This window comes from Gilliamella sp. B3783 (assembly GCF_026536125.1).
Classification (GTDB): domain Bacteria; phylum Pseudomonadota; class Gammaproteobacteria; order Enterobacterales; family Orbaceae; genus Gilliamella.
Window position 1 is genome coordinate 164,805 of record NZ_JAFNOU010000007.1, and the last position, 22,058, is coordinate 186,862.

General features: G+C 35.9%; 19 protein-coding genes. 12 read left to right on the forward strand and 7 right to left on the reverse strand.

The window, feature by feature from the left end; translation table 11 throughout:
* Positions 1-32: 32 nt before the first annotated feature.
* On the forward strand, positions 33-803 hold the full coding sequence (locus tag J3U59_RS08770; protein WP_267333941.1) for a tyrosine-protein phosphatase: 771 nt from the start codon (positions 33-35) through the stop codon (positions 801-803).
* Between the two features lie 92 nt (positions 804-895).
* Positions 896-1,414, forward strand: coding sequence for a non-heme ferritin (gene ftnA, locus J3U59_RS08775; protein ID WP_065634437.1), 519 nt, complete (start codon positions 896-898; stop codon positions 1,412-1,414).
* 50 nt (positions 1,415-1,464) lie between these two features.
* Here ftnA and J3U59_RS08780 read toward each other — a convergent pair whose 3' ends face one another.
* A complete protein-coding gene (locus J3U59_RS08780) occupies positions 1,465-2,103 on the reverse strand; it encodes a 4'-phosphopantetheinyl transferase family protein (protein WP_267333942.1) in 639 nt (212 codons plus the stop codon).
* 76 nt (positions 2,104-2,179) lie between these two features.
* Here J3U59_RS08780 and metC point away from each other — a divergent pair, with 76 nt between their 5' ends.
* Positions 2,180-3,397, forward strand: coding sequence for a cystathionine beta-lyase (gene metC, locus J3U59_RS08785; RefSeq protein WP_267333943.1), 1,218 nt, complete (start codon positions 2,180-2,182; stop codon positions 3,395-3,397).
* Positions 3,398-3,429: 32 nt separating this feature from the next.
* Positions 3,430-4,716: a tRNA lysidine(34) synthetase TilS gene (gene tilS, locus J3U59_RS08790; protein ID WP_416379601.1), complete on the forward strand. Its 1,287-nt coding sequence runs from the start codon at positions 3,430-3,432 to the stop codon at positions 4,714-4,716.
* A gap of 84 nt (positions 4,717-4,800) precedes the next feature.
* On the opposite strand, the gene J3U59_RS08795 is transcribed toward tilS, so the two are convergent.
* Positions 4,801-6,990 carry a heavy metal translocating P-type ATPase gene (locus tag J3U59_RS08795; RefSeq protein ID WP_267333945.1) on the reverse strand — a complete coding sequence of 730 codons (2,190 nt, stop codon included), beginning with the start codon at positions 6,988-6,990 and terminating at the stop codon, positions 4,801-4,803.
* A gap of 198 nt (positions 6,991-7,188) precedes the next feature.
* Between J3U59_RS08795 and J3U59_RS08800 the strand changes: the two genes are divergently transcribed.
* Positions 7,189-7,509 carry a winged helix-turn-helix transcriptional regulator gene (locus tag J3U59_RS08800; RefSeq protein ID WP_267333972.1) on the forward strand — a complete coding sequence of 107 codons (321 nt, stop codon included), beginning with the start codon at positions 7,189-7,191 and terminating at the stop codon, positions 7,507-7,509.
* 83 nt (positions 7,510-7,592) lie between these two features.
* On the opposite strand, the gene suhB is transcribed toward J3U59_RS08800, so the two are convergent.
* Complete coding sequence (suhB, locus tag J3U59_RS08805; RefSeq protein WP_267333946.1) at positions 7,593-8,396, reverse strand: inositol-1-monophosphatase; 804 nt, start codon at positions 8,394-8,396, stop codon at positions 7,593-7,595.
* 450 nt (positions 8,397-8,846) lie between these two features.
* Between suhB and J3U59_RS08810 the strand changes: the two genes are divergently transcribed.
* The 5 genes from J3U59_RS08810 (at position 8,847) to csdE (ending at position 13,512) form a co-directional block, all read left to right on the forward strand.
* Positions 8,847-9,548 (forward strand): hypothetical protein, encoded by a 702-nt coding sequence (locus J3U59_RS08810; RefSeq protein ID WP_267333947.1) that lies wholly within the window; start codon positions 8,847-8,849, stop codon positions 9,546-9,548.
* A gap of 295 nt (positions 9,549-9,843) precedes the next feature.
* Positions 9,844-10,839: a ubiquinone anaerobic biosynthesis protein UbiU gene (ubiU, locus tag J3U59_RS08815; protein WP_267333948.1), complete on the forward strand. Its 996-nt coding sequence runs from the start codon at positions 9,844-9,846 to the stop codon at positions 10,837-10,839.
* A 150-nt stretch (positions 10,840-10,989) separates the two neighbouring features.
* The gene (locus J3U59_RS08820) at positions 10,990-11,868 is read left to right on the forward strand and encodes a U32 family peptidase (protein ID WP_267333949.1); all 879 of its coding nucleotides are present in this window, start codon (positions 10,990-10,992) and stop codon (positions 11,866-11,868) included.
* The gene (gene csdA, locus J3U59_RS08825) at positions 11,825-13,048 is read left to right on the forward strand and encodes a cysteine desulfurase CsdA (protein WP_267333950.1); all 1,224 of its coding nucleotides are present in this window, start codon (positions 11,825-11,827) and stop codon (positions 13,046-13,048) included. The genes J3U59_RS08820 and csdA overlap by 44 nt, the downstream gene beginning before the upstream one ends.
* A gap of 68 nt (positions 13,049-13,116) precedes the next feature.
* Complete coding sequence (gene csdE, locus J3U59_RS08830; RefSeq protein ID WP_267333951.1) at positions 13,117-13,512, forward strand: cysteine desulfurase sulfur acceptor subunit CsdE; 396 nt, start codon at positions 13,117-13,119, stop codon at positions 13,510-13,512.
* Positions 13,513-13,559: 47 nt separating this feature from the next.
* Here the strand turns inward: csdE and dolP are convergent, their stop codons facing one another.
* A complete protein-coding gene (gene dolP / locus J3U59_RS08835; RefSeq protein ID WP_267333952.1) occupies positions 13,560-14,138 on the reverse strand; it encodes a division/outer membrane stress-associated lipid-binding lipoprotein in 579 nt (192 codons plus the stop codon).
* Between the two features lie 250 nt (positions 14,139-14,388).
* Here dolP and J3U59_RS08840 point away from each other — a divergent pair, with 250 nt between their 5' ends.
* Together J3U59_RS08840 and J3U59_RS08845 are read left to right on the forward strand one after the other, a co-directional pair.
* Positions 14,389-15,087, forward strand: a complete 699-nt coding sequence (locus tag J3U59_RS08840) for a DUF1266 domain-containing protein (RefSeq protein WP_267333953.1) — start codon at positions 14,389-14,391, stop codon at positions 15,085-15,087.
* On the forward strand, positions 15,078-17,768 hold the full coding sequence (locus J3U59_RS08845; protein ID WP_267333954.1) for a hypothetical protein: 2,691 nt from the start codon (positions 15,078-15,080) through the stop codon (positions 17,766-17,768). The genes J3U59_RS08840 and J3U59_RS08845 overlap by 10 nt, the downstream gene beginning before the upstream one ends.
* Before the next feature lie 92 nt (positions 17,769-17,860).
* On the opposite strand, the gene J3U59_RS08850 is transcribed toward J3U59_RS08845, so the two are convergent.
* From J3U59_RS08850 to xthA, 3 genes are all read right to left on the reverse strand, one after another.
* The gene (locus J3U59_RS08850; RefSeq protein WP_267333955.1) at positions 17,861-19,531 is read right to left on the reverse strand and encodes a molecular chaperone HscC; all 1,671 of its coding nucleotides are present in this window, start codon (positions 19,529-19,531) and stop codon (positions 17,861-17,863) included.
* Positions 19,532-19,756: 225 nt separating this feature from the next.
* Entirely contained in the window at positions 19,757-21,109 is a 1,353-nt protein-coding gene (xseA, locus tag J3U59_RS08855) for an exodeoxyribonuclease VII large subunit (protein WP_267333956.1), read from the reverse strand.
* 31 nt (positions 21,110-21,140) lie between these two features.
* Complete coding sequence (xthA, locus tag J3U59_RS08860; RefSeq protein WP_267333957.1) at positions 21,141-21,947, reverse strand: exodeoxyribonuclease III; 807 nt, start codon at positions 21,945-21,947, stop codon at positions 21,141-21,143.
* Between the last annotated feature and the right edge of the window lie 111 nt (positions 21,948-22,058).

The window sequence follows — 22,058 nt, forward strand, 5'->3', positions numbered from 1 at the left end:
CAAGCGAAGTTAAGAATAAATAAGGAGCGGTAATGACATCAGTTATCCCTATCAAAAACAGTATCAATTTTCGTGATTTAGGTGGAATCAAGACAACCGACGGCCGTCAAATTCGATCGGGGTTGTTATACCGTGCTGGTGACTTTTCTCGCTTAACTGAAGATGAAAAAAACATTTTATCTAACCAATTAAAGCTTCATCATATTTTAGATTATCGTGATCAGCATGAAATCGATCGCTGTCCCGATAATTTATGGGCTAATACTCAATATATTAATGTCCCGGCTAATCCATTAAGTAACGAAATTACTGCAAGTTTAACTAGTGATTATGATGATATCTTTATTTTAAAAAAATATTCACCATTTGATTTTATGGTAAAACTTTATCAGTTACTTCCATTTAATAATCAGGCTTATCAACAATTAATCTCACTTTTACTTAACGCTAATGGTAAACCATTAGTTCAGCACTGTGCAGTTGGTAAAGATAGGACCGGCATTGGTGTCGCGCTAACACTTTTTGCATTAGGCGTGAGTGAAGAAGATGTCATGCAAGACTATCTATTTACTGAACAATGCTTACAAACTTTTCGTGAAGAAACACTTAATCAATATAAAAATAAATTTACGCAGGAAGAATTAGACAAGTATAAAATCATATTTTCTGCCAAAAAAGAGTTCTTAACTGCTGCTATAAATGAAATTAAACAGCGTTATCAAACCATCGACAATTGGTTAGCCAAAGAGTACCAATTAGATGAAAAGCACAAAAAAAACCTACAACAAATTTATTTAGTTTAATCAATTTAAACCAATTAGCTAAATCGCTAAGGTTTATATAATAACCACGTTTAAAAAGTGGAATAATAAAATAGCAATGAGAGGAAAGTCAGATGTTAACAACACAAATGGTCAAAAAACTTAATGACCAACTGAATCTAGAATTTTATTCTTCAAATCTTTATTTACAAATGAGTGCATGGTGTGATGACCAAAATTTTCCCTCTTTTGGAAAATTTTTACGAGATCATGCCGGTGAAGAGCGCAAACATATGGAACGTTTGTTTGATTATGTTCTAGATTGTGGTTCACTTGCATTAATTGGAAAAATTGATGCACCAGAAGCAAAATATAAATCGTTACTCGATGTATTTAAAGCAGCCTATCAACATGAATTGACCATTACCAAAGCAATTAACTCACTGGTCGATTATGCCCTTACTCAAAAAGATTTTTCAACTTTCAATTTTTTACAATGGTATGTATCAGAACAGCATGAAGAAGAAAAGCTATTTAAAACCATTGTTGATAAACTAGAATTAGTAGGCGAAAATAAACGTGATTTATTCTTTATGGACAAAGACTTTAATAAAACCTTAAGTGAGTCAGGATTACTCACCACAAACGAATAATAAAATATTTGTAATAACTGTTACCCTAAAAGGGTAACAGATTATAATAATTAGGATTTTACAACAATATTGGTAATAGGATTATCACAATTAACCGCAAGATGAACGCCTGACAGCTGTTGATAATGAAAATAGAAATGCTGTCCAAAAGGGGCGCAAATAGAGTGACGTTCTAAATTAACATTGACTGATTTTATTTGCCAAACGCCTTTAGCATAAAGTTTTAATGCCGATTCTTTCAATGTCCAAAGCTGCCAAAAAGCTAATAATGTATCTTCTTGGTTAATCATCCATTGGTACTCTTCATCAGCAAAACAATGTTTAGCGACATTTAGGTAATTTTTTCGCGGCCTGTCTACCTCAATATCGACGCCCACCTTTCCTGACAATGCAACCGCTACAGCAACCCAATCCCCACTATGACTAATATTAAAATCAGGAAACGAGCAATCTAAAAAACGAGGTCGACTATTATCGCCAATGACCATTTCGGGTAAAATATCGACACTATAATGTTGTTTGAGTAACTGCGCTAAGATTGAACGACAAACTAAAAATTGCCTTTTACGTTGGCCATGCAATTTATTTGCATAATCAACAATTTGCTTAGGTAATAACGAAAAATCGATGATTGCATGATTTAGGTTAGCCAGTTGAGTTATTAGCATTATCAGAAAACAACTATTCATAAAAATTATTTTTTACTATTTTAACAGCATGCTATGCTAACTGTTATTAAAATTTATCCCTAACCTAGGATTGATCATGTCATTACCAACAAAATTAGTTCATGCAGGACGAAAACAACGCTATACCCAAGGTGCGGTAAATACCGTTATTCAACGAGCCTCTTCATTGGTGTTTGATACTCTTGCAGCCAAAAAAGAAGCGGCAGAAAATCGTACAAATGGTGCACTATTTTATGGACGACGTGGCACATTAACCCACTTTGCTCTGCAAGATGCCATGATTGAAATTGAAGGTGGAGCAGGTTGCTATCTTTACCCTTGCGGTGCTGCTGCCATTGCTAATTCGATTCTAGCTTTTGTCAAAACTGGGGATCATATCTTAGTATCCGAAGCAAGTTATGAGCCAACCCAAGAATTTTGTGAACATATTTTAAAAGATATGGGGGTTGAAACTGATTACTTTTCCCCTTTAATTGGCCGTTATATTACCAACCATATCAAACCTAATACCAAAGTGGTATTTTTAGAGTCACCAAGTTCAATCACTATGGAAGTTCAAGACATACCGGCAATTGTTAAGGCCATTCGAAGTGTTAATCCTGAAATCACCATTATGATCGATAATACATGGGGGGCAGGGATATTATTTAAAGCATTAGAACATGGTATTGATATCTCAATTCAATCAGGCACTAAATATCTTATTGGGCACTCAGATGGCATGTTAGGGACTGCTGTTGCCAATGAGAGATGTTGGGATAGATTACGAGAACGTTCTTATTTAATGGGACAAATGTGCGATGCCGATACGGCCTATATGGCGGCGCGTGGATTACGTACCTTAGCGGTGAGACTTAAACAACATCATGAAAATGGCTTAAAAGTTGCTAAATGGCTTGCTAGTCACCCGAAAGTGGCAACCGTTAATCACCCTGCACTTGAAAGTTGCAAAGGACATGAATTTTTTAAACGTGATTTTAGTGGTGCAAGTGGTTTATTTTCGTTTGTTCTCAAAGACCGCTTAACCGACATACAATTAGCTGATTTTTTAGATCATTTAAACCATTTTACCATGGCGTATTCATGGGGAGGATTTGAATCATTAATTTTAGCAAACCAACCTGAAGAATTAGCAAAAATTAGACCGGTATCAGGTGTCGACTTTACTGGCACATTAATTCGTCTGCATATTGGTCTTGAAGATCCTAACGATTTAATTGCCGATTTAGCTGCTGGTTTAGATAGAATAAAACTTGATAAAATCAAAACTACTGCGCTAACAAGCTTAATATAATTCACTTTAATATGAACAATACACATAACCCAATGCTTGATGACGTAATAAAACAAACCGTTTTACATCATTTAAAAGGCAATAATGCACTACTGGTGGCTTTCAGTGGTGGCGTCGATTCGACGGTATTACTGCATGTATTGGTAATGTTGAAAAAACAGCTTTTACCCAATTTACAAATTAGGGCTATTTATATTCATCATGGTTTAAGTCAAAATGCCGATAACTGGGCAAACCATTGTGTACAACAATGCCAAACATGGCAAGTACCTATAATTATTGAAAAAGTGAAGCTTGATGATATGAACAAGAATATCGAGGAACAAGCTAGAGAGGCCCGCTATCAAGCAATTCATCATCACTTAAAAAGTGACGAAATGCTCTGCACAGCCCAACATCTTGATGATCAGTGCGAAACCTTTTTATTAGCCTTAAAGCGAGGTAGTGGTCCAGCTGGACTCTCTGCTATGCCCATCGAAAATGGACAACATCTTCGCCCATTATTATCGATATCACGCAAACAAATAGAAACTTATGCGAATCAAAATCAACTAACTTGGATAGAAGATGAAAGTAATCAAGATGACCATTACGATCGCAATTTTTTACGTTTAAATGTTTTACCAATTATCAATCAACGTTGGCCACATTTTCCGCAAATGGTCGCTCGAAGTGCCGAGTTATGCCAACAACAAGAAGCCTTAATTAACGAGCTATTACTGTCCGAGTATCAACAAGTGATTACCGTTCAAGGTCAGCTACGCTTAAAACCCTTGTTTGATTATAGCGAATATAAACGCAATGCTATTTTACGAATGTGGCTTCGGCAACAACAAGTTATCATGCCAAGCCAAAAACAACTCACGCTAATTTGGCAAACTGTTGCGCAAGCTAAAGACGATGCCAATCCACAATTTATTTTGCATAATAAACAAATCCGCCGTTACCAAAACCAACTCTACCTGTTGCCACTATATCAAAATATTGAACAACACGTGCTTAAATGGGATTTATCGTCATCGTTAGTCTTACCTGATCATATTGGTGAATTACACGCCAATAATAAGCACAACTTAAATTGCCGCTTACCTCGTGCCGACGAAGATGTAACTGTGCGCTTTCATGCACAAGGACAGCTAAAAATTGTCAATCGTCAGGGTTCAAGAGCAATCAAAAAATTATGGCAAGAGCACCATATTCCACCTTGGATGCGAACCCGCATTCCTTTAGTTTATTATAATGAACAGATAATTTGTGCCGTCGGCGTATTTATTACTGAACAAGGAAAAGGATCGCAAATCCATTTTAGTTTGACGTAAATGGTCAATATGCAGACAAACAAACCTATTGCCAGAAAATGACCCGATTAGGCGGCATAAACGACCGCCTTAATTCAATGACCGTTATTGGTTATCGGCTCTCGCTTTCCAACGTTTAAGCAGTAATGCATTTGTTACCACACTAACGCTACTTAAAGCCATGGCAGCACCTGCAATCATTGGATTTAAAAATCCTAAAGCAGCTAATGGAATGCCAATTAAATTATAGAAAAACGCCCAAAACAGGTTTTGTTTTATCTTATTATATGTTCGACGCGAAATATCAATGGCATCAGCAATAAGGTACAAATTACCACGCATTAATGTAATACTCGCCGTATGCATAGCAACATCGGTGCCCGTTCCCATAGCAATGCCAATATCTGCGGCTGCCAATGCAGGGGCATCATTAATACCATCGCCGACCATGGCAACTAAATTATTATGCTCACTATGGCTCTCTTTCTGTAATTGATAAATATAGTTTGCTTTATCTTGCGGTAAAACTTCAGCAATCACTTTATCTAAACGCAACTGCTGCCCGACATAATTAGCCGCTTGCTGATTATCGCCAGTTAACATAACACTGGTAACATGCGATTGATGTAATGCTTCAATTGCATTTTTGGCTTCAGGTTTAATGACATCAGAAAAACCAAATAAAGCCAAAATTACGACCTGATTTTCTGATTGTTGTTTAGCCAAAAATGAAATAGTGTAACCTTTACCGGTAAGCTCATTGATTTTATCATCCATATTCACAAAATAGGCATTTAACGATTTCATCCAGCGTAAACTACCTAAATAGTATTCGGTATTATCAATCATTGCCATAATCCCTGAACCAGCTACTGAGGTAATATTCTGTGCATAATTATAGTGCTTAGCTTTAGATAACATCGCTTTAGCTAAAGGATGTTCACTCCCCGCTTGCATTGATGCCGCAATTGATAAAATCTGCTCGGGTGTTTCAGTACCGACGACGTCAATTTCCACTAATTCAGGTTTACCTACTGTTAACGTACCGGTTTTATCAAATGCGATCGTATTAATATTGTGCAGCGTTTCTAACGCTTCGGCATCTTTAATTAAAATCCCCTGACGAGCCGCTGCTCCCGTTCCCACCATAATCGCAGTAGGTGTTGCCAATCCTAAAGCACATGGACACGCAATAACCAATACGGCAACGGCATGAAGCAAGGCTTGTTGCCAATCATGATAAATTACTCCCCAAAACAGCAAGGTTACCAACGCAATAACCAAAATCACCGGTACAAAAATCGCACTGATACGATCTACAATTCGCTGGATTGGTGCTTTCTTAGCTTGGGCTGATTCAACCATATTTATAATTTTTGAAAGCATTGAGTCAGCTTGAATTGCGGTAGTTTTCACTATCAGCAACCCTTCACCATTAATTGTCCCCCCAGTAACAATATCATTAATGGATTTAGTTACAGGAAAGCTTTCCCCTGTTAACATCGACTCATCACTACTGGATGAACCTTCAATAACAATACCATCAACAGCAATACGTTCACCGGGTTTAATCACCACAATATCATTTACTTTTACCTGGTCGATAGGTACATTCACTTCTTGGTTACCTTGCCTGACTAATGCCATCTCTGGTCGTAACGCTGAAAGAGCTTCAATTGCTTGGGTTGTTTGATGCTTCGCTCTTAACTCTAACCACTTACCAATCAAAATTAAGGTAATAATCACCACTGATGATTCAAAGTAGAGGTGATCATAATGACCACTAATAAGCTGATATAACGACAAGCCATAAGCGGCACTGGTACCAATTGCGACTAATAAATCCATATTACCGGTTAATGCTTTTAACGCATTAAACCCACTACGATAAAACTTACCACCTAGTCCAAATTGCACAATCGAAGCAAGAATAAATTGCAACCAAGCAGGTAGCATCAAATTAATGTCAAACGGTTCAAGTAACATAGGGATGACAAAAGGTACAGACAAGATAATAGACAAAACAATAGGCCAAAGTGAAGCTTGCTTATCAACATCTTTATGGTGCATTTGTTGATCAGTAATTTTTACCGCATGATATCCGGCATTGTCCACAGCTGACATGAGTGTGTCTAACTTAACATTCGAATTTGCATTAACGGTTGCTTTTTCAGTCGCAAGATTCACACTAACATCAATGACACCATCAATCTTTCTCAGCGCCTTTTCAACTCGACTAACACATGATGCACAGCTCATATCCTCAACAAAAAAATGGTATTCGACAGTTTTCATTTAACACATCCCTTAATTTTTGGTGTGGTACATATTGTAGTATTAATTATCCTTTTAACAAGAATGCACTTTTTTGATATATACTACCCAAAAAGATACTATCAAGATAATTAAGTGAAAAATAAATCAATCAATAAAAGCTGCTGTGAAAACAAACATCAAACAATAACCTATTGCCCTGTTGATGCCACCATCAATATGATTGGTGGTAAATATAAATCGCTCATATTATGGAAACTTATGGCTAAAACTACCTTAAGATTTTCTCAGTTACGTAAGGAACTCCCTACGGCTACAGCTAAAATGCTAACCCAACAACTACGCGAACTTGAATCTAATGGCTTAATTCATCGACAAGTTTTTCCAGTGGTACCACCTAAAGTTGAATATTCTTTAACAAACTTTGGCAAAAGCATTAGACCAGTACTTGAATCAATGTATATATGGGGTAGTGACTATTTAAACAATCAAGGTTTACACGTTAATTGTTCAATGACGTCATTAGATGACGCAAAATAACTAAAATGACTCTTTGTAGTTGATGACTAGTATAAAGCAAAATGCAAGGCTACAACCCTGCATTTCGAATAAAGAAAGTACAATTAATTACGCAAATTTTCTGGCCAATCGTTTTGGGTCGAAACTAACAAATCTTTGACCACACGAGGATTACCCGCCACAATATTGCCCGAAACCATATAATTATTGCCACCAGCAAAATCGGTGATAACGCCACCTGCTTCACGTAAAATTAACTCGCCTGCGGCAATATCCCAAGGTTTTAAGCCAATTTCAAAAAAGCCATCTAAACGGCCTGCTGCTACATAAGCTAAATCTAACGCGGCAGACCCACTACGGCGAAAATCACCACATCTTACAAATAATTTTTGCAATACCGCAAAATAACTATCACTATATTGTTTAACTTTAAATGGGAAGGCCGTTGCGAGCACACTACCCTCAAGGTCTTTAGCATTGCTAACACGAATACGATACCCATTAAGCTGTGCACCTTTACCTCGCGCCGCGGTAAACAGCTCATTACTCATAGGATTATATACAACGGCAATTTCTGTTTTACCTTTAACTCGAGCCGCAATAGAAACTGCAAAATGTGGGATATTTTTAATAAAATTGGTCGTACCATCAATTGGGTCAATTATCCACTGCGTATCGGCATCACTACCTTTAGCTAAACCACTTTCTTCAGCAATAATCGTATGATCAGGATACGCTTTTTTGATTGTTTCAATAATAAGTGATTCAGCAGCACGATCTGCATTAGTGGCAAAATCGTTAGCACCTTTAGTATCAATTTCGATTGAACTTGGGTTTTCATAAGCCTTAATGGCAACATTACCTGCTTTACGAGCAGCACGAATAGCAATATTAAGCATCGGATGCATAAATTTTTTTCCAATTGATGATGTTAAAGAACGGAGTGTTTTAGTAAAACTCTATAGAGTGATACCAATAATGACGGCATAGTATAAAGGTTTTGCCGCTTTATTGCCAGAATATGTTCAAATTGATTAATTGTAATATATAGTCCGCCTCCAACAAAAAGCACTACTTAAGACTACATCAACGTTTTTTTATGTATATTTTATCGCATGTTAATTATTAAATCAGGTAAGAATTAACACTGATCGAATGTAAACATACAAAACAAAAATACAAATAAAAATTTTTTAATCGAAAATATACATGCATCAATTAAGCTCAAATGTGGCAAACAAATCTCGACATTCAATACTTTTACAACCATAATGAAAACGCATCAAAAAAACACATAGACACATTTTACATAGCTTATTGAAAAATAACAAAAATAATAATACCTAATAGGAATAATAATGATGAAAGTTTTTAAATTGTTTATAGTAACCTGTAGTATGTTAAGCCTAATTTCTTGTGCTAATAGAGAGTCACTACCTAGAACAACAATTGTAAATACCGATACAATAACGTTAAATAATGGCACAACAGTTGATATTTTAACTGAAAACGCGATTAATGGTGACGTTGTAGACGATACAAATAATTATTTAAATATTGTCTCTCGTGCAGATACAGCAAAAGTTGTCGGATTAAAGGTTCTTGAATTTGCCACACTATTCCTTGATGGGACTGGTAGCGGTAGTATTGATGGTTTTTCAAAAGAGGATTTAAAAGGCAGTTATATCAATTCGGTTCCAAATAAAACTATGGATTATTTAACCCCACAGTTATATACAATAATTAAAAAATTCGATGCTAATAACCAAAAAGACAATGTTATAACCATACAACCTTATAAATTTAAATTAATTTATGATGGATTAACCGATAATAAATATAATTTTATTTATAACACCACTATACGTACTAACGGATTTCGTTTTGATTGTTCTGAGCAAAACGATCTGACACCAGAAGAGAGAACTAAGCCCTTTAATGAATGGGAGATCAATAATTATCAATTAGTACAAGATACTGCCAGTAAAGCAATTAATGCCTGTATAAACCGATTAAAATCAGAGCAAAATATGACTAATTTTGAAAATGCGCTAAAATAGAGAATTAATTAAGTTAATTTTTTATAACATCCTGACCAGATAAAAAATAGTTAATATCTGGTCATTAATTTATTAAATCAGCTTAGTTAGTTGCTACTATTTTATAGTGTCACCGTGACTGACTAGTTTAATTCCTTATTATCTTCAATATTAATTAGTCACTGTTAACTTTATAATACCCAAAACTAAACCTGTGCTGTTCTTTTAGCTAAAATTAGCTTTCTATTCGCATTAGATGATAATTTATTGCATAATACACCACGTATTGAATACATAACATAAGTTAGGAATTATTATGGAACTTCTGTGCCCTGCTGGATCTTTACCTTCACTAAAAGTGGCAATTGATAATGGCGCTGATGCTGTTTATATCGGTTTGAAAGATGACACTAATGCTCGTCATTTTGCCGGTTTAAACTTTAATGAGAAACGATTATTAGAAGCTTCAGACTATGTGCATAAGCGTGGTAAAAAATTGCATATTGCGATTAATACTTTCGCTCACCCCGAAAACTTTGAGCGCTGGCAACATGCGGTAGATACCGCAGCTAATATCGGCGCTGACGCATTAATTATTGCAGATCTGGCCATGCTTGATTACGCAGCAGAGAAGTATCCAAATCTTGAACGTCATGTGTCGGTGCAAGCGTCGTCAACCAATGAAGAATCAATTAAGTTTTATTATAATAATTTTGACGTACATCGTATTGTTTTACCCCGCGTTTTATCTATGCATCAAGTAAAACAACTTTCACAAGTTTCACCGGTTCCTTTAGAGGTGTTTGCTTTTGGTAGTTTATGTATTATGGCTGAAGGTCGCTGTTATTTATCGTCTTATTTAACTGGCGAATCACCTAATACCGTTGGCGCCTGTTCACCCGCAAAATTTGTACGTTGGGAGGAGACCGAAAAAGGTCTTGAGTCCCGTTTAAATAATGTGTTAATTGACTGCCATAAAAAAGGCGAAAACGCCGGCTATCCAACCCTTTGCAAAGGACGTTACTTTGTTGGTAATGAACTTTATCACCCAATTGAAGAACCGACGAGCTTAAACACTATCGAATTATTACCCGAACTGTTTGCAGCCAATATTGCATCAGTTAAAATTGAAGGGCGACAGCGTAGTCCGGCTTATGTTGAACAAGTAACAAAAGTCTGGCGCCAAGCGATAGATCGCTATAAAGCAAATCCTCAAACATTTCAGGCAGAAAAAAGTTGGATGGATACACTTGGTTCGGTTTCTGAGGGAACACAGACAACATTAGGTGCATACCATCGCAAATGGCAATAATGTGATATTGGTCGACTTAAAACACCACAATAAAACATTTAAAAAAGATTTAATCTTTTTTAAATCGCTTCTTTTTTAAAGAAATGATGTCGATTAACAATTATTATTAATCATTTTTAACAATAAAATATCAATATAGTGAGCAAAACTATGAAATACGCATTAGGTCCAGTGCTTTATTATTGGCCTAAAATCGAAACTGAAGCTTTTTATCACGCAGCTAAAGATAGTGAGGCTGATATTATTTATATGGGTGAGACCGTATGCACTAAGCGTCGTGAAATGAAAGTGGCTAATTGGTTAGAATTAGCAAAGCAGATCGCAAAATCAGGTAAGCAAGTTGTCTTGTCAACACTTGCACTACTCGAAGCCCCTTCAGAACTTAATGATTTACGACAATTAGTTAATAATGGCGACTTTTTAGTTGAGGCGAATGACTTAGCTGCAATTAATATAGCGCAAGAACATAAATTACCCTTTGTAGCAGGCCCTGCGATTAATTGCTATAACGCTTTAACCTTAAAATTATTACAAAAACAAGGTATGATACGTTGGTGTATGCCGGTTGAACTGTCACGTGATTGGTTAACTAATGTGCTTAATCAATTTGATGGTTTACATATTGAACGAAAGTTTGAAGTTGAAGTGTTTAGTTACGGCTATCTACCTTTAGCGTATTCAGCGCGTTGTTTTACTGCAAGATCAGAAGATAAGCCTAAAGATAAATGTGAAACTTGTTGTATCAAATATCCGGTTGGTCGAGAAGTATTTTCTCAAGAACAACAAAAGGTCTTTGTACTAAATGGCATTCAAACACAAAGTGGTTATTGTTACAATTTAGGAAATAATCTTAAAGACATGAAAGGACTTGTCGATATCGTTAGAATTTCGCCACTTGGGCTAGCAACACTCGACATTGTTAAGCAATTTAAAGCAAATGAAGATGGATCACATCCATTAAACATTGAACATAAACGAGATTGTAATGGTTACTGGAATGGTATCGCCGGACTTGAACTCAGCCAATAAACATTTTTCGCCTAAACAATTTAGAGCGGATTTTCCAGCATTAACTAGCGAAAGTGTTTACCTAGACTCAGCAGCAACCGCACTCAAGCCTAAAGCGATGATTGATGCAACGGTGCAATATTATACCCATAATACGGCAACTGCTGAGCGTAGTTTACATCACGATGCGGTAAAAGTGACAGAAGCAATCAAGCAGGCCAGACAAAATGTTGCTGATTTAATTGCAATCAAAAACAGTAGTGAAATTATTTGGACCAAAGGGGCGACTGAATCAATTAACTTAATTGCACAAAGCTATGCTCGCCCTTTATTGAAGCCGGATGACGAAATTATTGTCAGTGAATTAGAGCATCATAGCAATTTATTACCTTGGCTAATTGTTGCGCAGCAAACCGGGGCCAAAATTATAAAATGGTCGTCCAATGTTGATGAACTGACATCACTACTTTCATCACGAACTAAAATTGTAGCTATCACGCAAATGTCAAATGTCACTGGATTTTGCCCTGATTTAGTCGCTATAAGTCAGTTAGTACATCAATATAACGCTATTTTAGTGGTTGATGGTGCCCAAGGTATTGTTCACCAACCGATCAATGTAGAAGCACTTAACATTGATTTTTATGCTTTTTCTGCTCATAAATTATATGGTCCAACAGGTCTAGGTATTTTATATGGTAAAAAAGCATTACTTGAACAAATGGCGGTTTGGCAAGGTGGGGGCAAAATGTTAAAAAAGGCATCATTAACAGAATTTGTTGTGGCAGATCTACCTTATAAGTTCGAAGCAGGTACCCCTAATATTGCTGGAATTATAGGATTTGATGCCACACTGCAATGGCTTAAAAATTGGTCATTGGCTCAACTTGAGCAATATACAGATCAATTATCTCAGTATGCTAAAACACAGTTAACACAATTAGCTAATATCAAGTTTTACAGCGTTGATAATAGCCCCATTATTAGTTTTAATATTAATCAAATTCACCACAATGATATCGCGATTTTATTAAGTGAGCAGCAAATTGCTATTCGAACTGGCGAGATTTGTGCCCAGCCTTTGATGAGCAAATTAGGTTGCCAAGGCGTGATCCGTATATCGCTCATGCCATATAATAACCAGGAAGATATTGATAAATTCATTACAGCATTAAAAAATGCGATGGAGGTATTGAGTTAACTATAGCCTAAAACATAGGCATTAGCTTAATCTATTTGGTAATTAATCAGCGATAAAAGGGTTTAATTATGCTATCACCGCAAACGTTAACTGAATTATTTTTAGCACAACAAAACTGGCAAGATCGTTATCGTCAGTTAATTATACTGTCCAAACAGTTACCTGATTTTCCAGACGAATTCAAAACAGAGCAAAACCTAGTACAAGGTTGTGAAAATCGAGTATGGTTAACTTGGCAAAAACAACCAGATGGTACATTTATTTTTCAAGGCGAAAGTGAAGGTAGGATTGTAAAAGGGTTATTGGCTATATTGATTATATTGGCAAACAATAAAACAGCCCAGCAAATTAGTAATATTGATTTTCTAGCTGTTTTAAATAAGCTCAAAATTACTGATGAATTAAGCCCTTCACGTTTACACGGATTAAGCCAATTAATTACTCGGATTCAATCTATAGGTTAATTGCAATTAAAATGGGGAGTCAGTTCCCCATTTAATCATCAGATAAATTAATTTTCTGGAGAGGTAAAGAGCGTAATTACCTTTTTAACGCCATCAACTTTACTTGCGACATCAGCAACAGATTTGCCTTCTTGCTCAGTAACAATACCGATTAAAAAAACTTCTCCGTTTTCGGTCACAACTTTTATTTTACGTGCTTTTGTTTCAGCGTTAAAAACTAATTGAGATTTTACTTTGGTAGTGATCCACGCATCATTGGTCATGGTACCTGCATCAACAGGCTCACCAACACGAATTTGATTATAAACTTTTTTTATCCCTTCAACTTCATGGGCTAAGCTATCCGCTTTTTCTATTTGTTCATTTGTTGCCTGACCAGTTAAAAGAATATTGCCATCATAAGCAGTTGTTGCAATATGGGATCCAATAAATGTGGATGCGTTATCTTTTAACTTCATGCCCATACGTGAATTGAGTGTAGTGTCATCAACTTGTGTTCCTGCTGTTCGTGGATCTGAAGCCACTTTAGCAGTAGCGCCCGCCCCTGCGCCAATTACGGCAGCAACACAACCTTGCAACATAAACACACCAAATATGAATATTGCAAATAAAGCAATTTTTTTCATGGTGACTCCTTTTTATTTATTGCTTCTTAGTAATCAAATAGTGATTACTTTGCTTTTATTATGCCTTGTTGACATTGATTTGCAAAATATAATTACCGTAACTGCAACAAGTCTAAGATTCATTTCACTCAATCAAAGGGATTTTTAAAATGTATCTAATCCCATTAATTTAAATAACAATTTCGTTTTTAAGCTTAAATCTGCTATCTTTTTATATTAAATAATATAAGTAATGATATAAATAAAAAATATGAATCAAGATATTATCGATTGGTTATATGGATTGTCAGCACCGATGGTTGTATTACATAAAGATAAGGGTGCCAGTTATACTTCACCATTTTTTTATCCTCAACAAGATTTTGTTGATATGAGCGAAAGTTGGGGGATTGATTCTCGAGAAACTTTACTAAATTGCGTGTTTGATATGGTCGATGATGGGCATGCTTCAACACTGTCTCACTATTATTTTATCTATTCACGATATGCAGAATTTGACTGGTGTAAGTATTATAACGAGCAAACTGACTACCAAAAAGTGTTGCTTGATTTTGTTAAACAAACCTTTCCTATATGTGGTGTAGCTAGCATCCGAAGTTGGGATTATGCACGGATGGCCTATATTTTACGTAATGGTATCACAAACAAATATATCACCGAACAAGAAGCATTATGGATTTTATTCAGAATTGGTATTCGTGCCCAATATTATTATAGCTCTTGGCAACATTATTTCACCAGTTGGTTTATTGGCTATCAGTATTGGATATCACTAAATAATAAAGAAAACTTAGAATTACTACGTTGCGAATTATCCAGAGCTTCAAACGCGCATACCATGACCAATTTATATTCAGACTTACAAGCACCATTTAACTGCTTACCTTGGTTTATTGATTTGGATGATCAACAAAAACCTGAATCATTAATGGAGTATCAATGGTCATGAATGAAGATATTTGGCATTTATTAGGAATTGTTCCAACAAAAGATATCGCAGTTATTCGTCAAGCATATCGAACTAAGTTACCTGATTATCATCCTGAAAGGGATCCTGAGGGGTTTAAAGCGTTACGCCAAGCCTATGACAATGCAATACTGTATGCACAATCCACCGAAACAGTAATTGATCAACCACAAGCAGAATCTGAAGTAAAACCAAACGATCCTTTAAGTGACGAACAAATTCAAGCAAATGAAATTTGTGCTGCTTATCAAGCGCTATTAAACGATCCTAACCGTTGTTACAAAATTGATGAGTGGCAAAAATTTATTGGTTCATTTTATGATTATCCAATGGCGGTAATAGATATCGTCAAATGGCAATTGCTAGAAATAAGTTATGAAACTACCAATATATCACAATCATGTGTTAACTTATTAGCCGAAAATTTGCGTTGGCGACAACAACTCATCACTCAATATCCCGATCAATATGAACACTACAACAATTTTTTAAAATATCTTGAGGGTGGGGATTTTTTTGATTACACCGCCTTACCCACAACGAATAAGCCAATACAAAATGTCACAATTGAGTATGTGTATAATGCCAAATGGATATATTGGGAGCAACGTTCAGCGGACCTTTACGCCTATTTACAACAAGATACTGTTATTTATTTGCCTGATGATAAAACATTGATGCTTGCTTTAAGCTACTGGCATTGTGTGGCTGAATTAGAAAATCAAGCAATTTTAGACTATGCGCTATCAGCAATAACACAACCAGATCAAGCCGAACATTTGATTATTGAATGGAAATATATCGCGGCAAATCAATATACTTTACTCAATAATAAACAGCAGGCTTTACAAGCTTGGATTGATCTTTACCATTCAGGGCATTATGTAGAAAAAGCAGAAAGTTGGATTGCGGGTTGGTGTGCATATTATGCTAGTAATTACCTGCCATTATTATTTGTTGCGCTTAATGACTCTTACTGCCTTGAAGTAGATAAAAGTGACAATTATCTATTTACCATTCCACAATTTACACCAACCACCATCGCTCGATTAGCCAAAATTGATCCGAGCGAATATAGCACGGAGATTGCAGATTTTATTAATTGGGCTTTAAGTACAAACTGGAATTACCGACAAATCTTATCAATGTTATTACTTGATGATGGTAGCAATCGCTTATTGCGTTTATATCGTCATGCCATCATGTTACGGCACGGTAACGAAACAATGTTACAACAAATTTTAGATGAACAGAGCGATGATCCATTTGAACAATTTATTCTGACTAATTTAAAGCGACAAGCTAAACAACATTTAGCATGGCTATCAAGACTTACGCCAGTGAAAGAGTTCAAAGCTTGGCTCTATGATAATAATGAAAACTTACCTATTCCCACTAGATTTGATCCAGATGAAAATGGCGATCAGTTTTTATACAGCCGGTTGTTCCTTGATAGGTTTGATCATTTACCTGACATCGCAATATTACATCTTTATAAAAATCTAAACTACACCCATATGGAGATGTATGACTGGGTTGTATATTTTAAATTTCAAAATGTTTATCAATTACCCTCACCACCCAATGACAACACAATATTTTACAACAAAAATAACTATTGGCAGTGGTATCGTGAATGTATCTTGGCGCTAGCCATTGTTAACTCGCCTTTTAAAACCGCTCAATACCTGCAACAACACAGTAATACCTTTAATTTATCGAATAATAATGCACTTAAACCCATTATAGAAATTTTTAAAAATCCTAAATGGCAAACAAGCGATGAATTATACAGTTTGATTAATAATGATAATAAATTGATTAATAGTATGTTAATCAGTTATCCCGATTCGATAGAGTCTTTTATTGATGAGCCAAACAACGTTGATTTTAATGATATTGAGCAAAAATTAGCACACTCATGGCATGCAAAATTAAAAAATGGCAATCGAATTTATTTAATGTTTTTATATAAGATTGTCTTAAATAAACCTTCGCAAACTAAACAGCTAGATCAAATACTAAAAAACTTTGCTGGTGATGATAAAGCATTAATCAAAGTAGCAACTAATTTGCAGAAAAGCGGGGATTTACCTTATTTGAATAACTTCAAACAAAACGCCAGCCATCACCAACCAGCACAATTGATACAGTCAATGATTGCACTTTTATCTCAAAAATATGGTATATGCTCAGAAACTGAACTTGAAAAATTAGAAGAGTTAAAAGATAACACGGATAATGATTTGATACTGCGACTTTGTGCCACACTGCTTTTAGCCCAAAATAACCAAAAACAAGCGTATTTAAACTCGTTATCGCTGCCTAAAAATGAATGGACGCAATTTTGGCGTTGGAATGGCCGTACTGACCTATCTGGATTTGCGAAACAGTTATTTGTTAGTTTGATTATCATTGCTTACGGTAAGACATTTATGGATATATATAATCAGACGCCAAATATATTTTCTGTACTCTTGACGATATCTTATATTTTTGCCGGAATAAATATCGTGTTTGCCATAAAACGACGTCTGAATGATAGCTATCAAGGACAAAAATACTTTTTTAGTATAAACACATTTTTGTTAATCTTTTTACTGTATCCTTGTTATCAGCCTAGTTTTACACAGCTCAATCGTTTTGGTCCGCCTTTAGAATAAAGCAAAAGTCTTTAGCCAAACTTCCCCCTTTTTTAAATCAACTAAATAAAAGGGGGGGAATTAAACGTTTATCAAATCATGCAGCTAAGCAATTACCGACCTAAATCGTTTAATTGTGACTCAATTTCACTGCGCATCTGATTTATTTCATCTAAATTTTGTTGATTTAATACCGTTAAAAAATCTTCAATATAAGATCCAATCAACAGTCGTTCATCGCCTAGTGATTGCGCCCATGCACGCTCTAATCTTGCCAATAAAGTACGATTTGGCATTTCATCACGTGGGTGTATTTTTAACGCTTTTAACCGCTCATGGCTTTCCTGTTTTTGCTTATCGGTTAATCCAATTGGGCTTTGATCGATCACTTTACCATATTGCTCACCGGTCTCAAGTAGAACAACGTCAACTTCTAATAATCCATTTAAATCATAGCTAAAACGAACATCAATACCCTGTGTTTTTTCCATCGGTGTAAGTGGTATTTCAAACTCATCAATCAACACATTATTTTCTACTCGAGGATTTTCGCCTTGATAAACCGAAATGCAGATCGCTTTTTGTTGTGGTTGCGTTGAATAAAACGTTTTTACCTTAGACGTTGGCACAATAGTGTTACGTTCAATGATAGGTGAAAACAAGCCACTTACCTTACCTGAACAACTTTCAATACCAAGTGTATAAGGACAGACATCAGTTAATATTACCTCTTCAACATCTTGATTGCGCAAACGGCAAGCCGCTTGTACCGCCGCACCTTGTGCCACAATTGTAGTCGGATTGATGTGACGATAAGGTAATTTACCAAAAAGTTTAGTCACCAATTCACGCACCACACCTAGCTGTGATGATCCCCCTACTAATACGATATGTTCAAGTTGAGCAGGCTTTAAACGCGCATCACTTAAGGCTTGTTCAACTGGCGCTCGCAAACGATTAAGCAGTGGTAGCCAAATCACTTTAGCTCGACTTTCATTAAGTTCAAATTGCCACTCTTTATCTTGCCAAAACCAAGTTAAATATTGCATTTGTTCACCATTTAACTTGCATTTGACTTGTTCAGCTAAATCTAATAATCGAGCATAATCATCAACAGCAATATCTTGTTGTTTAAGCTTCCATTCACTTAAACAAGCTTGAACAATTTCATGGGTAAAATCTTCACCGCCTAGATAGTTATCACCCGCTGACGCGTGAACCTCAATAATGGGTAGAGCATATTCAAGTACGGTTACATCAAAGGTCCCGCCACCTAAATCAAATACTAACGTATTACCTGATTGTTCTTCATGTAATCCATAGGCCATGGCAGCAGCAGTTGGTTCATTAATCAAACGAACTGCGTTTAAACCAGCTAACTCGGCAGCAAAACGAGTCTGCTTTCGCTGTTCATCATTAAAATAAGCCGGAACAGAAATAACAACATCACAAATTTCTTGTTGCAAAAATGCTTCGGCATCGGCTTTTAACGATTTTAAAACTAATGCTGAAAGTTCTGTTGGGGTGAATTTTTTACCGGCTAGCTCATAAATTTTATTTGAACCTAAAAATCGTTTAAATGCGGCAGCACTTTTATCAGGATGAGTCGTTAGGCGAGACAGCGCTGCACGGCCAACTAAAATAGAATCATCTTCATCAATACTTACCACAGAAGGTGTTACAACTTCACCGATAGCATTGGGAATCAACGTTGGCTTACCTTCTTGCCAGACACAAATTAAACTGTTGGTCGTACCTAAATCAATACCAATTGGAGGATTCATACACTTTTTAAATAAAATAATAATTTGTTATGCTCGAATTATATACTAGTGCCAGCCTAAATTGCAAAGCAAATAACACCTTGAAATATCGATAAAAAATATAATTTTCAGCAAGTTTTGACAATTCAATTAATAAATATAGTGAACAACCAATTTAAATATCAACCTTGTGATAAAGCTTATTCAATTTAGATCGAATACTCTTAATTTTTATATTCACTGAGATCACTTTGAGGTGATATCTTTATCATCAATTGTAGTAATTTGACTAACAAGTTTACCTTGTTTTAACCTGGTAATGATGAAATCACCAACGGTCACTTGTGCCGCACAACCGACCACCGCATTATCAACCGTTGTGGTCACTGAATAACCTCGTTCTAATGTGGCAAGTGGACTGACACTATTAAGCTGTGAGGTTTGTAAGGCGAATTGATGTTGTGATTGAGTAAATTTTTGCTCAATCAGATGGATTATTTGTTGCTGACGTTGATTAATTGTCTGCTGTAAAGCGCTTATCGTATTTTGCGGAGAGAGACGTAACAATCTTTTATCTAAGTAATTATATCGATTTGTTTGTCGAAGCAAATATTGCTGAATATTGTCATATAAGGCATGACGATAAGTTAATAGTACATTTAACTGTTTGGCTAACTTTGCTTGCGGATGTTGAGTTTGTAATCGATGATACCCTTTATTTAACATTTCACGGCATCTTGTTAAATAGTAATCAATAGCCATAGATAAATACTGTTCTTGAATTTGTAACCGCTTTATTTGATCTAAGCTATCTTGGCTAACTAATTCAGCAGCAGCCGAAGGCGTAGCAGCTCGAACATCAGCGACAAAATCGGCAATGGTAAAATCAATTTCATGCCCAACAGCACTGACAATCGGTAAACGGCTAGCAAAAATCGCTCTTGCTACGACCTCTTCATTAAAAGACCAAAGATCCTCTAATGATCCCCCTCCTCGGCCAACAATTAATACATCACATTCTTGACGAATATTGGCAATTTCAATCATTCGAGCAATTTGCGCGGCAGCTTCAGTACCTTGTACTTGTGTTGGATAAATAATTAAATGCAAACTTGGATCTCGGCGCTTTAATATCTGACAAATATCATGTAGTGCTGCGCCGGTTGATGAAGTAATAATACCTACTGTTCGAATATTATCCGGTAAGGGTTTTTTATAAATAGCATCAAATAGCCCCTCGTCGGATAGTTTTTGCTTTAACTGTTCAAATTTTTGTTGTAATAAACCTGCACCTGCTGGTTGTAGCTGATCAATCACCAGTTGATATTCACCGCGTGCTTCATAAAGTGTGACAGTTGCTCGAACTAAAACTTGCTGGCCATTTTGGGGAGTAAAGCCCGTTCGAAAATTACTATTACGAAACATTGCACATCGCACTTGAGCTGCATCATCTTTTAGCGTGAAGTACCAATGACCTGATGATGGGCGAGAAAAATTAGAAATCTCACCCACTAACCAAATCTGGCCAATAGCATCTGAAAGTACATCTTTTACCATTTGATTAAGATCTTTAACTGATAAAATTGAACGACTTTGCATGCTATTATCCTTACTAAATAGGTGTATAAACTTAAACTAAATCAAACTCTGCCCAAATTGGCGCATGATCAGACGGCTTTTCCATTGCCCGAATTTCATAATCAATACCTGTTTGCTGACAATAAGATAACAGTTTTGGGCTGGCTAAAATTAAATCAATTCGAAGCCCAGTACCCGTATCAAAGCCTTTGGAACGATAATCAAACCAAGAATATTCCTGTTTTGTTCGATGTTCATTACGATAAGTATCTGTAAAGCCAAGTGACAGTAAATTGTTCATCCAATCTCGCTCTTCAGGTAAAAACGAACATTTACCAGTACGTAGCCAGCGTTTACGGCTATCTTCCGATATTCCAATATCAATATCAGTTGGACAAATATTCATATCGCCCATAATTAAACAGAGCTGTTCACTTAATTGTTGCTGTTTTAGGTAATCAATCAGATCCTGATAAAACTTACGTTTTGCTGGATACTTGATTTCATGATGTAAACTTTCGCCTTGAGGAAAATAACCATTAATCACCGTTAAATTACCTTCATTGGTGGGTAATTGTGCCATGATTAAACGGCATTGGGCATCTTGTTCATCGGTGGGAAAGCCACATTGTACTGATATGGGCTGTTGCTTGGTTAAAAGTGCAACACCATAGTGCCCTTTCTGCCCATGATAATGTAAGTGATAACCAAATTGGGCTAACTCTTCAACCGGAAACTGATCATTATGTACTTTCGTTTCTTGTAAACCGATTATATCAGGCTGATGGATATCAATAATCGCAGCGAGCTGATGAATTCTGGCGCGAAGACTATTAATATTAAATGAGATAACTTTCATAATAAATTTATTATACTGGAATTAACGTTGTCATTGACTCATGCTACCAAAAATACGTTATACTGTTAAGCTATTACAGTAAAAGCTTCAATTTGTGCTAAAGGAATCCCA